General features: G+C 67.2%; 13 protein-coding genes. 6 read left to right on the top strand and 7 right to left on the bottom strand.

Annotated elements, in window-relative coordinates; translation table 11 throughout:
• Positions 1-47: 47 nt before the first annotated feature.
• Positions 48-2,078 (bottom strand): M3 family metallopeptidase, encoded by a 2,031-nt coding sequence (locus G4G00_RS06445; RefSeq protein ID WP_164271978.1) that lies wholly within the window; start codon positions 2,076-2,078, stop codon positions 48-50.
• A gap of 217 nt (positions 2,079-2,295) precedes the next feature.
• Between G4G00_RS06445 and G4G00_RS06440 the strand changes: the two genes are divergently transcribed.
• Positions 2,296-2,655, top strand: coding sequence for a hypothetical protein (locus tag G4G00_RS06440; RefSeq protein ID WP_234414560.1), 360 nt, complete (start codon positions 2,296-2,298; stop codon positions 2,653-2,655).
• Positions 2,656-2,719: 64 nt separating this feature from the next.
• Here G4G00_RS06440 and G4G00_RS06435 read toward each other — a convergent pair whose 3' ends face one another.
• Positions 2,720-3,832, bottom strand: a complete 1,113-nt coding sequence (locus tag G4G00_RS06435; RefSeq protein WP_108754212.1) for a PLP-dependent cysteine synthase family protein — start codon at positions 3,830-3,832, stop codon at positions 2,720-2,722.
• A 124-nt stretch (positions 3,833-3,956) separates the two neighbouring features.
• Between G4G00_RS06435 and gloA the strand changes: the two genes are divergently transcribed.
• From gloA to G4G00_RS06420, 3 genes are all read left to right on the top strand, one after another.
• On the top strand, positions 3,957-4,475 hold the full coding sequence (gene gloA, locus G4G00_RS06430) for a lactoylglutathione lyase (RefSeq protein WP_108754213.1): 519 nt from the start codon (positions 3,957-3,959) through the stop codon (positions 4,473-4,475).
• A 93-nt stretch (positions 4,476-4,568) separates the two neighbouring features.
• On the top strand, positions 4,569-4,997 hold the full coding sequence (locus tag G4G00_RS06425) for a VOC family protein (RefSeq protein WP_108754214.1): 429 nt from the start codon (positions 4,569-4,571) through the stop codon (positions 4,995-4,997).
• An 88-nt stretch (positions 4,998-5,085) separates the two neighbouring features.
• Positions 5,086-5,916 (top strand): prolyl oligopeptidase family serine peptidase, encoded by an 831-nt coding sequence (locus tag G4G00_RS06420; RefSeq protein WP_108754215.1) that lies wholly within the window; start codon positions 5,086-5,088, stop codon positions 5,914-5,916.
• A gap of 166 nt (positions 5,917-6,082) precedes the next feature.
• On the opposite strand, the gene G4G00_RS06415 is transcribed toward G4G00_RS06420, so the two are convergent.
• The 5 genes from G4G00_RS06415 to G4G00_RS06395 all read right to left on the bottom strand — a co-directional run bounded on the left by G4G00_RS06415 (position 6,083) and on the right by G4G00_RS06395 (position 12,844).
• Entirely contained in the window at positions 6,083-6,514 is a 432-nt protein-coding gene (locus G4G00_RS06415; protein WP_108750461.1) for a CBS domain-containing protein, read from the bottom strand.
• 367 nt (positions 6,515-6,881) lie between these two features.
• On the bottom strand, positions 6,882-7,841 hold the full coding sequence (locus tag G4G00_RS06410) for a pectinesterase family protein (protein WP_108754216.1): 960 nt from the start codon (positions 7,839-7,841) through the stop codon (positions 6,882-6,884).
• Between the two features lie 27 nt (positions 7,842-7,868).
• Positions 7,869-10,610 carry a TonB-dependent receptor gene (locus tag G4G00_RS06405; RefSeq protein WP_108754217.1) on the bottom strand — a complete coding sequence of 914 codons (2,742 nt, stop codon included), beginning with the start codon at positions 10,608-10,610 and terminating at the stop codon, positions 7,869-7,871.
• A gap of 138 nt (positions 10,611-10,748) precedes the next feature.
• Positions 10,749-11,702, bottom strand: coding sequence for an aromatic amino acid DMT transporter YddG (gene yddG / locus G4G00_RS06400; protein WP_108757213.1), 954 nt, complete (start codon positions 11,700-11,702; stop codon positions 10,749-10,751).
• A 251-nt stretch (positions 11,703-11,953) separates the two neighbouring features.
• Entirely contained in the window at positions 11,954-12,844 is an 891-nt protein-coding gene (locus G4G00_RS06395; RefSeq protein ID WP_164271975.1) for a LysR family transcriptional regulator, read from the bottom strand.
• 101 nt (positions 12,845-12,945) lie between these two features.
• On the opposite strand from G4G00_RS06395, the gene G4G00_RS06390 reads away from it, so the two are divergent.
• Positions 12,946-13,470, top strand: a complete 525-nt coding sequence (locus G4G00_RS06390) for an SRPBCC domain-containing protein (RefSeq protein WP_205515527.1) — start codon at positions 12,946-12,948, stop codon at positions 13,468-13,470.
• Between the two features lie 48 nt (positions 13,471-13,518).
• On the top strand, positions 13,519-14,634 hold the full coding sequence (locus G4G00_RS06385) for an NADH:flavin oxidoreductase/NADH oxidase (RefSeq protein WP_164271971.1): 1,116 nt from the start codon (positions 13,519-13,521) through the stop codon (positions 14,632-14,634).
• The last annotated feature ends 4 nt before the right edge of the window (positions 14,635-14,638 follow it).

Here is a 14,638-nt window from a genome sequence, read left to right as displayed (position 1 = left end):
CACAGCACCACCGCTTCAAGGTTGGCACCTACCGCAACGGCACCGCGTTACGCCATGCCCGAATGCCGCAGCAGCGCGTCGATCTGCGGTGCGCGGCCGCGGAAGGCCTTGAAGTTTTCCGCTGCGGCACGGCTGCCGCCGCGCGAAAGAATCTCGTCGCGGAAACGCGCACCGGTTTCAGCCAGCGCTTGCGGCGCTTCTTCGAAGGCCGCATACGCATCGGCACTCAACACTTCGGCCCACTTGTAGCTGTAATAGCCCGCCGCATAGCCACCGGCGAAGATATGGCTGAACTGGTGCGGGAAGCGATTCCACACCGGCGGATGGTTCACCGCCACTTCCGCGCGCACGCGATCCAGCAACGCCAGCACGCTGTCCTGCGCCGGTTCGAACTGGCTGTGCAGCAGCATGTCGAACAGCCCGAATTCAAGCTGGCGCACGGTCGCCATGCCGCTATGGAAGTTACGCGCGGCCAGCATGCGCTCGTACAGCGCGCGCGGCAGCGGCTCGCCACTGTCCACGTGCGCGGTCATCGCCTGCAGGTGGTCCCATTCCCAGCAGAAGTTCTCCATGAACTGGCTGGGCAGCTCGACCGCGTCCCATTCAACGCCGTTGATGCCGGCCACGCCCAGTTCGCCGATGCGGGTCAGCAGCTGGTGCAGGCCATGGCCCATTTCATGGAACAGGGTGGTGACTTCGTTGTGGCTGAAGGTGGCCGGCTTGCCGTCGGCACCGCGGCCGAAGTTGCACACCAGGTAGACCAGCGGCGTCTGCACGCTGCCATCGGCGCGTACGCGGCGGTTGCGGCAGTCGTCCATCCACGCGCCACCGCGCTTGCCTTCGCGCGCGTACAGGTCCAGGTAGAACTGGCCCACCAGCGCGCCCTGCGCATCCACCAGCCGGAAGAAGCGCACGTCGTCATGCCAGACCGGTGCGCTGTCGGGCTGCACGCGCAGGCCGTACAGCTGCTCGATCACCGCGAACAGGCCGGCCAGCACCTTCGGTTCGGTGAAGTACTGCTTCACCTGCTGCTCGGAATAGCTGTAGCGCGCCTGCTTCAGGCGGTCGGCGGCGAAGGCCAGGTCCCAGGCCTGCAGCGGTGCGATGCCCAGCTGTTCGCTGGCGAACTGTTCCAGTTCAGCGCGATCCTGTGCGGCGAACGGCTTGGCACGCACGGCCAGGTCACGCAGGAAGCCCAGCACTTCGGCCGGGTCCTGCGCCATCTTGGTGGCCACCGAGTAGTCGCCGTAGGAGGCGAAGCCCAGCAGCGCCGCCAGCTCGCCACGCAGGGCCAGGATGCGGTCGATGTTGCCGCTGTTGTCCAGCGCGTCGTCGCCGAATTCCGAGGCGCGCTGCGCGCTGGCGCGGTACAGGATCTCGCGCAGGTCGCGGTCTTCGCCCCAGGTCTGCACCGGCAGGTAGCACGGCATCTGCAGGGTCAGCTTCCAGCCCTCGTGGCCGTCCTTCTGCGCGGCCACACGCGCGGCGGCCTTCACGTCGTCGGGCACACCGGCCAGGCGCGCTTCGTCGTCCACCACCAGCGACCAGGCGTCGGTGGCATCGAGCACGTTCTGTGAGAACTTCGCCGACAGTGCCGACAGCTCCTCCTTGATCGCGGCGAAGCGCTGCTGCGCGGCCGGCTCCAGTTCGGCACCGCCCAGGCGGAAATCACGCAGGGTGTTGTCCAGCACCTTGCGTTGGGCCGCATCGAAGTGCGCCGCTTCGGCGCTGGCGGCCAGGGCCTGGTACTGGCGGAACAGCGCCAGGTTCTGGCCCAGCGCACTGGCGAAGCGGGTCACCCGCGGCAGGTTGCTGTTGTAGGCCTCGCGCAGCTCAGGGGTGTTCACCACGCCCTGCAGATGGCTGACCAGGCCCCAGGCGCGCCACAGGCGCTCGGTGGCGTCGTCCAGCGGGGTTACGAAGGTCTGCCAGGTGACCGGCTGCACCTGCTCGGCCGCGCTGACCGCCGCCTCGGCCTGGGCCAGCAGCGCATCCAGCGCCGGTGCCACGTGCTCGGGGCGGATCGCCTCGAAGCGCGGCAGGCCGGAAAAATCGAGCAGGGGGTTGGCTTCGGTCACGGCAGATCTCCAGGGGGACAGGCCCGGCGCGCGGGCATCACCGTCGATATGGCGCTGGCAGCGGCAGCAGACAAGGGGGCGGCGCACCGGGCATTCACACCGGCCTTACGGCACCGCGCCGAAGCTGGCGACGCGGGGGAGACCGCAGCGGTACGTACCGACGAGGCCCCACATGGAAGGTCTGGCTCCAGCCCCAACCGCAGCACCGGGCCGGTCGATGGCCCTGACGGCCAGTGCAAACGAACTGGCCTGGATCGCCGGGTTGTGCGACGCCGGCGACGATGCGCCGCGCCATCTTGCCCAGTTGCAGGCCGTGCAGCAGCAGGGCGGTCGATTGAATGAGACCCAGGAGTGGTATCCGTTCGAGGTGATCGAACGCGGCGCCAGCCATCTGCATCCCGGGCATGAGCGCGAGTTCGTGATCTGCGTGCTGCTATGGCTGCAGGCACTGGCCCAGGGCCGGGCCAGCAGCCTGGACCCGCATCTGCACCTGGATGACCGCGCGATGGATATCGAGGCGCTGCCCGATGCACTGCGCGATGCGGTGCTGGATGCGTTCATGGCGGCGGGGTATTGACCGCCAGAAGCAGTCGAGCATGGCTCGACTCTACAACGGCGTGCCCAGCACGATGTCGGCCCGTTTACAGCGCTTCCAGGCTGCAGCACGCCAGCTCGGGCAGCCCCTGCCCGGCCACGGCGGCGGCCAGCTGTGCATCGGCGCCGTCCACGTCGATGCCCTGCTTCAGGTACCACTCGGGGTTGTAATAGCTGTGCGCGTAGCGCTCGCCGGCATCGCAGAGGATGCTGACGATGCTGCCGCTGCGCCCGGCCGCGCGCATCCACTGCGCGGCCTGCAGCACGCCGATGAAATTGGTGCCGGTGGAACCGCCCACGCGCCGCCCCAGCTGGCGGCTGACATGGCGCATGGCGGCCAGGCTCAGCGCATCGGGCACCTTCACCATCGCATCCACGCTGGTGGGAATGAAGCTGGGTTCCACCCGCGGCCGGCCAATGCCTTCCACCCGCGAACCGCCGCTGCAGGTCAGCCCACGCCAGTCCTGTTCACCGGCCACGGCCGCCTGGTAGCCGGCGTAGAACACCGAGACTTCCGGGTCGGCGCACAGGATGCGCGTGTCGTGGCGGCGGTAGCTGACATAACGGCCCAGGGTGGCGGCGGTGCCGCCGGTGCCCGGGCTGCACACGATCCAGTCCGGCACCGGGCTGGGCTCTTCGGCCATCTGCTTGAAGATGGATTCGGCGATGTTGTTGTTCGCACGCCAGTCGGTGGCGCGCTCGGCGTAGGTGAACTGGTCCATGAAGTGGCCGCCGGTTTCGCGGGCCAGGCGTTCGGATTCGCAGTTCAGGTCGCAGGCACGTTCCACCAGGTGGCAGCGCCCGCCATGGAATTCGATGGCCGCGATCTTTTCCGGCGAGGTGCTGGCCGGAATGACCGCCACGAACGGCAGCCCCAGCAGGCGTGCGAAATACGCTTCGGACACCGCGGTGGAGCCACTGGAGGCCTCGATCACCGGCCGCCCTTCGCGCAGCCAGCCGTTGGCCAGCGCATACAGGAACAGCGAGCGCGCCAGCCGGTGTTTCAGGCTGCCGGTGGGGTGGCTCGACTCGTCCTTCAGATAGACATCGATCCCGGCAAACCCGGGCAGCGCCAGCGGGATCAGATGGGTATCGGCGGAGCGATTGAAATCGGCTTCGATCTTGCGGATGGCGGCAGCCACCCATTCACGCTGCGACATGGCGGAGAGTCGTTGTCAGGACGGAACGGTGCGATCCGTCCATTGTATGTCGCAATCAGCATGGTGGGCGCCCGTTAGAATGGTCCATCCGGCCGTTCCCGGCCCTGTCTGAAGGACTTCCCCCATGACCCTTGCCGCCCTGCGCGACGTTCCCGGCGTGGCTGCCCAGGCCCCGGCCGAAACCCACGGCTTCGTGTTCAACCACACCATGCTGCGGGTGAAGGACATCACCGCCTCGCTGGACTTCTACACCCGCGTGCTGGGTTACCAGCTGATCGACAAGCGCGATTTCGCCGAAGCCCAGTTCAGCCTGTACTTCCTGGCCTACGTGCCGGCCGGCGTGACCGTGCCGGAAGACGATGCCACCCGCCGGGTGTGGATGGCCGGCCTGCCGGGCGTGCTGGAACTGACCCACAACCACGGCACGGAAAGCCAGGACGGCCCGGTCTACCACGACGGCAACAGCGACCCGCGCGGCTTCGGCCACCTGTGCGTGTCGGTGCCGGCCCTGGAAGCGGCCTGCCAGCGCTTCGAGGATCTGGGCGTACCGTTCCAGAAGCGCCTGACCGACGGTCGCATGAAGAACATCGCATTCATCAAGGACCCGGACGGCTACTGGGTCGAGATCATCGCCAATACCTGATCGACAACCCGATCACGGAAGCGGAGGGGGCGGTCTGGCACTATCGGACCGCAAGCGTCTTGATCCCCTCCGTTCCCCCGTGATGAGGTGCGTATGGAAACGATGGAGCTGCACCGCGGCCGCCTGATCGACCACCTGCAGCTGGTGGTGCGCGACCTGGCCGCCAGCCGCCGCTTCTACCAGGCGGTGTTCGACACGATCGGCATTCCGGTGGCCGGCGAAGGCCCGGACTATTTCTGGGCCGACGAACTGTTCATTTCCACCGCCAGCAGCGGGGCCGCCGCCGGCCAACTGACCGGCCGCCACCATCTGGCGTTCCAGGCCCGTGATGCGGCCACCGTCGATGCCTTCCACCGCGCCGCCCTGGCCGCTGGCGGCACCGACAACGGCGCCCCCGGCGAGCGCCCCTACCACCCCGGCTACTACGGCGCCTTCGTACTCGACCCCGATGGCAACAACATCGAAGTGGTCTACCACGGCCCTGCCCGCTACAGCGCCGACTCGGTGAAAGTCACCTTCTGAACCCAGCGACGAAGGGGATCGCGTCGCTCTACCTCAGTGGGACGGAAGCGAGTTGATCCCCGCCGTCCCTGTCTGCAAGGAGCGTGCAATGAGGATGTGGTTGTCGTGCCTGTTGCTGTGGGCCCTGCTGGGCCAGAACGCCGCTGCGCAATCGCGCTGCACCGAAACGCCACGCGGTCTGCTGACTCCGGCGCGGGTGACCTGCACGCACCAGACCGCGTGGATCGATTCGGGCGTGGTCGGTCAGCGCCGGGTGACCTACCAGTTGCCGCTGGGCACACCGCCGGCACATGGCTGGCCGGTGGTACTGGTCTACCAGGGCTCGTTCTTCCCGCTGCAGAATTTCGATTACCGCAGCAACCAGCCGTTTGGCGGCTATTACGAAGGCAAGCTGATCCAGACCCTGCTCGACCACGGTTATGCGGTGGTGGCACCGGCCGCGCCGGCCGATCTGTTCTGGCAGACCAATGTGCCGGGCCTGAGTGCGGCCTACGAGCTGGGCACCGATTACGATTTCCTCAGCAACGTCTTCGATGCGATTGCCGCTGGCCAGTTCGGACCGCTCGACCCGCTGCGGCGCTATGCCACCGGTATTTCCAGCGGCGGCTACAACACCAGCCGCATGGCGGTTTCATTCCCGGGTGAATTCCGTGCGCTGGCCATCCAGTCCGGCTCGTACGCCACCTGCAGCGGGCCGCTGTGCGATGTACCGGCGGTGCTGCCGTCCGACCATCCGCCCACCTTGTTCCTGCAGGGATTCGTCGACACGGTGGTGCCGTGGTGGACCACCAACCGCTACTTCAACCGCCTGCAGGACCAGGGCCTGGAAACGGCGCTGTACACCGAACCACTGGGCGGGCATGAATGGTTCGCCAGTTCACCGGCGCGCGTACTGGCCTGGTTCGACGCACATCCGTAAGGCGCAGATCGCAGGCTAGACGCCCGTTGCACTTGTCATCGTGCGTACCGGTAGCGCCGGGCCATGCCCGGCGCACCGGAAAATCACAACGTCTGCGTTGTTGCAGCTTTTCCGCTGTACGAATACCTGCTGCGCGCCGGGGCCGACCCCGGCGCGCACACGGCACTCAGTGTGCCGCCATGTAGATGTCCTGCAGCACGGCCTTTTCCAGCTCCAGCTCGCCCAGCAGGTTCTTCACGATATCGCCCAGGCTGAGGATGCCGACCAGCGTGTTGCCCTCGGTCACCATCAGGTGGCGGCGGCGCGAGTACGTCATCAGCGACATGGCCTGCTTCAGCGTGGCGTCCGGCGCAATGCCTTCCAGGCCGGTGGAAGGCAGCGTGGAAATGACCCGGCGGCCGGCCTGCGGGCCGTCATCGGCCAGCACGCGCACGATGTCCTTTTCGGAAATGATGCCCACCGGGGCACCGTCCTTGACCACGACCAACGCGGCGATACGGTTCGCGCTCATCTTGTGCGCGGCGGCACCGATCGTGTCTTCGGCGTCGATGGTGATGACAGCTTCTTTCTTCGATTGCAGGAGTTCGCGGACGTTCATTCTTGTTTCCTGGTGCAGGTCACTGAAGTCAAAAAAGTGTGCTCTTCCGAATCGCCCCCTCCCCGGGAACAGACCTTTCAGCGCACGTCTGGCGCATGCTCCCTGCCGGTGAAAACAATGGGCAGGTGGCGTGCTGCAACGCGATCGAAACCCAATGCTGCAGCAGCAGCGAAGGCCCCGGTCGATTCGATTCTACGACTGCCCTGTGCGGCCACTACCGGCACCGGTGGGACAGTTCGTCGTGGAACCTGTCGACGATTCCGAGAATCGCACCCGCGCTGAAACCGGCGCTGAATACAGCCGCCCGCCAGCACTAAAGTTCGCGCCGCGCCGGCCGACGCACGTGCAGCCGCCCGACCCTGCAAAGTCAGGGGAACGGGCGCCAGCTGCCCAGCACCGCCTCGGTGCTGTACTGCGCCGCCTCATCGCCCGACAGATGGTGCGACCACGGCACGCGTTCCTCCGGCGAGGCACCGGGCCCGGTGCTGCCGAATTCGCCGTAGTAAGTGGTACGTTCGGCATCGGGCTTGTCCCAGTTATGCCAGCCGGCCTGCACGATGTGCGGGCCCAGGTTGGACTGCAGGAACACCGTGCGCGCGAACGGCCGCCACGGCCGGCCCAGGTAGGTGGTGCCGGCGCCTTCGCCACGCAGCAGCGCACGCCGGAACACATAACCGAAGCGCTGGCCTTCCGGCGTGGACGCGGCAGTCACCCAGCCCAGCCGGCCCTTGGACACGATCGTGCAGTCATCGAACAACGCGGTGGCCGCGCCGAAGATGAAGTCCACCGTGCCTTCGATATAGCAGTCCTTGAAGTGCAGCACGCTGCCTTCGTGGGTGTACAGCGTGTCCTGGTTGCCAAGCAGGCGCACGTTGCGGAAGCCACCCCGTGGCGGCGCCGCGTACAGCGCCAGCGCCTGGCCGACATTGCCGGCCGTATTCTCGATGGTCAGGTCTTCGGCGATGAACTCATCGCCATACACATAGACCGTGGCCGAGCCACTGGTGCGCATCGCCTTGCCGGTGGCCGGGTCAACCAGGTCGGCGTAATTGTTCCAGCTGATGATCGAGGCGCCCGCACCCGCGCCGCGCAGTGTCACCCGGCTCTTTTCCTTGGGCACTTTCACTACCCCGCGGTACAGGCCTTCGCGCAGCACGATCACCTGGCGCGTGCGGTTACCATCGGGCACGGCATCGATGGCGGCCTGCACGCTGCGGTAGTCGCCACTGCCATCGGCGGCCACCACCCAGTCACGGGCAGTGGCCGGCACGCTGGCACACAGCAGCAGTACCGCCAAGGGAAGGAAACGACGGCATGGAATACGCATGTTGGCTCCAGCTGGACGTGGCAACGGTCAGAACTTGTAGCGCAGGCCGACCAGGTATTCGCGCCCGGTCTGGGTGTAGGTCAGCGGCAGCTTCCACGCCGTCGTGCCCACCCATTCGTTGCTGGTTTCGTTGGTCAGGTTGATCGCTTCCAGGCTGATTTCCAGCTGGTCGTCGATCTTCCAGCTGATCGAGGCATCCACCGTGTCCACCGCATCCATGCCGTGGAAGCTGAAGCCCTGCACGCTGGCCGGCACCTGCGTGTAGTAGCCGTCGCGATGGGTGTAGGACACGCGCGCGCCCAGCTTCTCGCCTTCGTAGAACAGCGTGCTGTTGTACGCATTCTTCGACAGCCCGGTCAGATCGGTCTTCAGCGATGCCGCACCGGTGGAAGTGAGGTACTGGATCTGCGAATCCACCCAGGTGTAGTTCAACTGCAGGCCCAGGTTGCTCCAGCGCCCGGGCAGGAAGCTGAAAGGCTGCACATAGTTGAACTCGGCGCCCTTCAGGTCACCGCCCGGGGTGTTCAGCGGGCGGGTGAAGGTGAAGTCCTCGTTGGGCGATACGCCGGTGCCGTCGAGCAGACTGGTCGGCAGGCCGCTGGCGGTGAACGGCATCACCGTGCTGGTACCCTGCACGAAGCTTTCGATGTCCTTGTGGAACAGCGCCAGCCCCAGCAGGCCGCCTTCCTGGAAGTACCATTCCACACCCAGGTCCAGCGTGCGTGCGCGGATCGGGTCCAGGTTGGGGTTGCCGCCGTTCACGTAGCGGTGGCCGCTGGACAGGCTGAGGGTGGTGCCCGGCGTGAGCGATGACAGCCCCGGCCGTGCCATCACCTTGGCCGCACCGAAGCGCAGCATCACGTCGGGGCCCAGCTCGGCCACCAGGTTCAGCGAGGGCAGCGTGTCGGTGTAGTCGCGCGAGACATGGGTCAGCACCATCGCACCATCCACGGTGGAATAGCCGGTGGACGACTGGGTGGTCTTCACCCGGCGCACGCCCACGTTGCCCGACACCGGCACGCTGCCGATATCGAAGCCGAACTCACCCATCAGCCAGGCACCGCGGTCGCGCTCTTCCACGCTGCGGCGCGTGGCGTTGCGTTCGTACAGCTGGTAGATGCCCTGCCCGCTGTAGATGCCCAGCAGCTGCGACAGCGCGGCCAGATCCGGCACCGCCCAGGCATCAGGCGCACCGGCCACGCCACCCAGGCGCGCGATGTCCACCATCGCTGCCGGCACGGTGTAGCTGCCATCGGCGAAGGCCGGCACCACCGTCTCGCTCCTTCGGCGGTATTCGCTGGTGTCGAACTGGTAGTCCTTGGCCAGCAGACCGCCCTTCAGGGTGAACGACGGCCCGAAGTTCCAGCTGAAATCCAGCGCGGCGGTGTCGAAGGTATTGGTGGCGTACTGCGGGCGCAGGCGCACTTCGGCCAGGGTCCAGCCCGTGGCGTCGGTGGGATCGATGCCGTAGTTGAAGGTCGGGTGGGTGACGCTGTCGCGGAAATCGTAGCTGTAGCCGGCCACGTTGGCCTTGTCCATGATCAACGTGGTCTGCACCGGGTTGGCGTGCTTGGAACTGGAATGCCCGGCCAGCAGGTTGATCTTGAACGCATCGCTGAAGCGGTGTTCACCGCTCAGCGAGACCTGCTTGAACTCGGTGCTCCATTCGTCGCGGCGCTGTTCCGAGCGCACGCCGGCGCCATCGAACACGCCGTACAGCAGCGCGCCGGAGGTCGGATCGATGTAGCCATCGCGCAGCAGCATGTTCTGCTTCTGCGCCGAATAGGCGAACGAGATCGCCTCGATGTACTTCTCGCTGCGCACGGTGTCGATCTTCGAATACAGCGCGTCCAGCGCGAATTCGGTGTTGTCGGTCGGCTTCCACTGCAGCGCGGCGGTCACGCCCAGGCGCTTCTGGTCGTGTTCCAACAGCGTGTAGCGCGGGAAATACGGGTGCCACACGCCATCGGCCAGGCCGGCGGTGAACGGCGATGCCGGATTGAAGCCGCCATTGCTGCTGGCGCTGTACCAGCGCCCGGTGTTGCTGCCTTCTTCGCGCACCTGGCGCTCGGAATAGGCCACCGACAGCAGGCCACCGAAGCGGCCATCGGCCCAGGTATCGGCAATCAGCGCGGCCGCGCGCGGGCTGGCCTTGTTCGACAGATCGTTGAAGCTGCCCTGCCCGCTGGCAGCGAAGGTAAAGCCGTCGTAGTCGAACGGACGTGCGGTGCGCAGGTCCACCGTGGCGCCCAGCGAACCCTCTTCCACGTCGGCCGAGGCGGTCTTGCGCACGATCAGCTGCGAGAACAGGTCCGAGGCGAACACGTTGAAGTCGAAGCCGCGGCTGCGGTTGGTGCCGCCGGACTGGTCCGAGCCACCCACGGTGGTCAGCGCTTCCAGGCCATTGATACGCACGCGGGTGAAATCCGGGCCCAGCCCGCGCACGGAAATATTGCGGCCTTCGCCGGCGTCGCGGGTGATGGTCACCCCGGGAATGCGCTGCAGCGATTCGGCCAGGTTCAGATCGGGGAAGTTGGCGATGTCCTCGGCGACGATCGCATCGACCATGCCCTTTTCCGAGCGCTTGATGTCCAGCGCCTTTTCCACGCTGGCGCGGTAGCCGGTCACGGTCACCGCATCCAGGTCGGTGGGGTTGGCGCCGCTGTCCTGCGCGGCGGCCGGGCCAGCCAGGGCCAGCAGCACGGCGCTGGCCAGCGCGCTGGCGACGAAGGTAACCGGTGTCTTTTTGCGATTCAGCCTGTGCGTCATGAAAATCCCTTGCAATCACTGCTACTGGCGGTCGTAGGTGCGCATCAGTTGATGACACCGGGGGACAGGCAACGTAACAGTGTCATCCGGCTGAAACATCGTGCGGCGCAACACGGCGCCACACGCAGCCAGGGGATATCAGGCGGTATGTGCGGCCGGCGGCGCCGGCGGTGGCAGCGCGCGCGGCGGGCGGGTGGCCCACCAGCACAGCAGGGAACCGGCGGTCACGCAGGCCACCCCACGCACGAAGCCCATGCCCGGCTGCAGCGACAGCCACAGGCTGCTCCACAGCACCGACAGCACCGGCGCGAAGTAGGAAAAGATCGCCATCGAGGTGACGTTGCCGTGCTGCAGGCCGTGGTTCCAGCAGCCATAGGCGGTGGCGGTCAGCAGGCCGAACACCGCCACCTGGGCCAGCCCACCCCAGTGCAGGTGCAGCGGCGGCGCATCGCCCAGCAGGTACTTCAGCCACAGCACCACCGCGGTGGCGGCCATGAACAGCGGTACCGCATTGCGGGTGCCGCCGATGCGCTTGGTCACCAGCGAATAGGTAGCCCACATGCAGGCCGCGCCCAGTGCCAGCGCATAGGCCAGCGGGTTGCTGCGCAGGTTGCCCCACAGCACCGCCGGCGACCACGCGCCCTCGCCGGTCACCACCATCACCACGCCCAGCAGGCACAGCACCGTGGCCGGCAGCAGCAGCCAGTTGCCGCGCTGCATGCGGGTCAGCACCGTCAGCAGCACGGTCAGGCACGGCCACAGGTAATTGATCATCACCAGTTCCAGCGCCTGCCCACGGTGGTGGGCCAGACCGATGGACAGCGACAACGACGCCTCGGTACCGATGAACAACGCACCGCCCAGCAGCAGGTAGCGGCGCGGCAGCTGCGAAGGCCGCGGCATGCCCAGCATCAACGCGGAAAAGAACGCGGCAGCGGTAAAGATCAGTGCGGCGCCACCGGTGGCACCGAAGATCTCGCTGATCGTGCGCAGCATGCCCAGCGTGGGGCTCCACAGCAGCACGGCACTGGCGCCGATCAGGGTAGGAAGATGGGGGGACGCAGAAGCGCGCAGCGCGCGGAAGCCGTACATGGGGGCGACGACAACAAGGGCAGTTCGGTTGAAAGGCACGCGCCCGCCTGCGCCCGGCCCCGACAACGGGACAGGCAGGACAGGGGGACAGGTGAGTCCTGGGAAGTACGCTGGTCCGTAGCGACGTCCCCGGAATGCCCCGGCACTGTGCGTTGCAGGGGAAAACGGCGGGAGGCGGGTTACAGCAGCCGACTGGCCGAAGCGGATTGTACGCCTTCGATGTTGCGCCGCAATAGAACCCTGTTCAGGCGCTACGTGGCGCGGTCGCGGCGGAAGCGCGGCAGCCCGCGCAGGCGCTCCACCAGCCACTGCGCCGCGCCCGACAACGGCCACTCCGCGCGGTGGATCAGCCACAGCGTATCGCGCACCGGATCGCCACATTCCACCGTGTCGATCAACGCCGGCTGTGCGAACGATTCGCGTGCGTGGCGCGGAATGACAGTGAAGCCCAGGCCGCGCGACACCGGTTCCAGGATCAGCGCGACCTGGTTGGTGAAGCCGTGCACCGGCAGCGTGCCCACCCCGGGGTTGCCCGGGAAGCGCCGCGACAGCAGGCGCGTAGCCATCGCTCGTCCATCGGGGTGGTCGATGAAGCCCAGCCGCTGCAGATCTGCCCAGTCTTCGGCCTGCGCACCGGCAGGCACCACCAGTTCCAGCACTTCCTCGGTGAAGGCCGAGGCGGCCACGCGCGGGTCGTCCGGCTTCAGCGTCACCAGGCCCAGTTCGTACTGTTTGTTCACCACCGCCTGCAGCGCTTCCGAGTCGGGCGCGAAGCGGTGGCGGATCACCAGCCCCGGGTGATTGCGCTGGTAGTCCAGCAGGATGGGATACAGCGCCAGGCCCACGCTGCCGGGGCTGATCAGGCTGACCTCACCCTGGTCTGAAACCGTCTGCGACAGGCTCGCCCGCAAGCGCCCCTGCGCGCGCTCCATGTCCTGGATGAAGGCCAGCAAGGCGGTGCCCGCCGGGGTCAGCTCGACCTGCCGCGGCCGGCGGATCAACAGCGGCCCCAGTTCGTCTTCCAGGTGGCGTACGTGCTGGCTCACCGCGGCCTGGGTCAGGCCGAGCTGCTGGGCCGCACGGGTGAAGCCCCCGTGGGCGACCACGGCCGCGAACGAGCGCAGCCACTGCGGATTATGCATAAGCAGGTTTTATCCACGGAATAAGTCGCCATTAGACCACCTATGGGCAGGGGCCACCTACGCTTGTAAGGCCCTCTTTCCCTGCCCTGTTCCGCTCCCCCATGAAAATGAACGCCATCCACTGGCCCGACGGCTACCTGCCGGGCCTGACCGACAACTTTGTCTCCAACGAAGTGATCGTCGCCGGCCTGACCGCCGCCGACCTCTGGCCGCTGCTGGCCACCCCGGCGCACTGGCCGACCTACTACGCCAACTCGGCCAACGTGCGCTTCAACGATGGCCGTGGCCCGGTGCTGGCAGCCGGTGACCGCTTCCAGTTCGAAACCTTCGACTTCCCGGTCGAAGCCCGCTGCACCGAATACGTTGCGCCCACCGCCGGCACGCCGGGCCGGGTGGCGTGGCACGGCTGGGCCGGCGAGGAAGGCACCGCCGATCGGCTGGATGTCCACCATGCCTGGCTGGTGGAAGACCTGGACGCTGGCCGCGTGCGCATCCTCACCCAGGAAACCCAGAACGGCGCACCGGCCAAGGCGCTGCAGGCGGCCAAGCCCAACCCGATGATCAACGGCCACCAGGACTGGCTGGACGGCCTGGTCGGCGCCGCCCGCGCCCTTCCGCCGCGCTGATCCCATCGCTCCCCGCCCGTTCGCTGCACCCCCGCTACCGAGATCTTCATGACCGCTCTGTTCAGTCCCTTCACCCTGAAGGGCATCACGCTCCGCAACCGCATCGCCATTCCGCCCATGTGCCAGTACTCGGCGCACGAGGGCTATCTCAGCCAATGGCACACCACCCATTACGCCGGCATGGCGCGGGGTGGCGCCGGTCTGGTCATCGTTGAAGCCACCGCCGTTTCGGCTGAAGGCCGCATCACCCCCGGCTGTGCCGGGCTGTGGGAAGACGGCCAGATCGAAGGCATGGCGCAGGTTGCCGCGGCCATCAAGGCCGCCGGCGCCGTGCCGGGCATCCAGATCGGCCACGCTGGGCGCAAGGCCAGCGCCAACCTGCCGTGGGAAGGCGACGACCACATTGCCGAGGGCGACCGCCGTGGCTGGCCGACACTGGCGCCGTCCGCGCTGGCCTTCGGCGGCGGGCTGGGCAAGGTGCCGCAGGCGATGACGCTGGATGACATCGCGCGCGTGCAGGCCGATTTCGTGGCCGCCGCCCAACGCGCGCTTGCCGCCGGCTTCCAGTGGCTGGAACTGCACTTCGCCCATGGCTATCTGGCGCAGAGCTTCTTCTCGCCGGTGGCCAACCAGCGTACCGATGCCTACGGCGGCAGCGCTGAAAACCGCGGCCGCTTCCTGCGCGAAACCCTGGCCGCCGTGCGCCGCGTGTGGCCCGAACACCTGCCGCTGACCGCGCGCTTCGGCGTCGTGGAATACGACGGCAACGACGAAAGCTTCTACGACGAAGCCGCGCAGCTGGTGCGGGATATGCGCGATGGCGGGCTGGATCTGATCGACGCCAGCATCGGCTTTTCCACCGCCGCCAGTCGCGCGCCGTGGGGCCCGGGCTTCTTCGTTCCGGTGGCCGCACGCCTGAAGCGCGATGTGCAGATGCCGGTGGCCGCCAGCTGGTGCATCGACGATCCGCACATGGCCGAAAAGGCCGTGGGTGAGGGCAGCATGGATCTGGTGCTGATCGCCCGTGCGCACCTGGCCAACCCGCACTACCCGTACCAGCTGGCGCTGGCACTGGGCGAACAGAACCCGGCCGGCGTGCTGCCGCCGCCCTACGCCTACTGGCTGTCGCGCTACCGCGGCCCCGGCAAGGGCGCCGCGCAGTAACGGC

Source organism: Stenotrophomonas sp. B1-1 (genome assembly GCF_010894375.1).
Lineage (GTDB): Bacteria > Pseudomonadota > Gammaproteobacteria > Xanthomonadales > Xanthomonadaceae > Stenotrophomonas.
The sequence above is the reverse complement of the archived record's forward strand: the minus strand, read 5'-3'. Positions and strand labels throughout refer to the sequence as shown.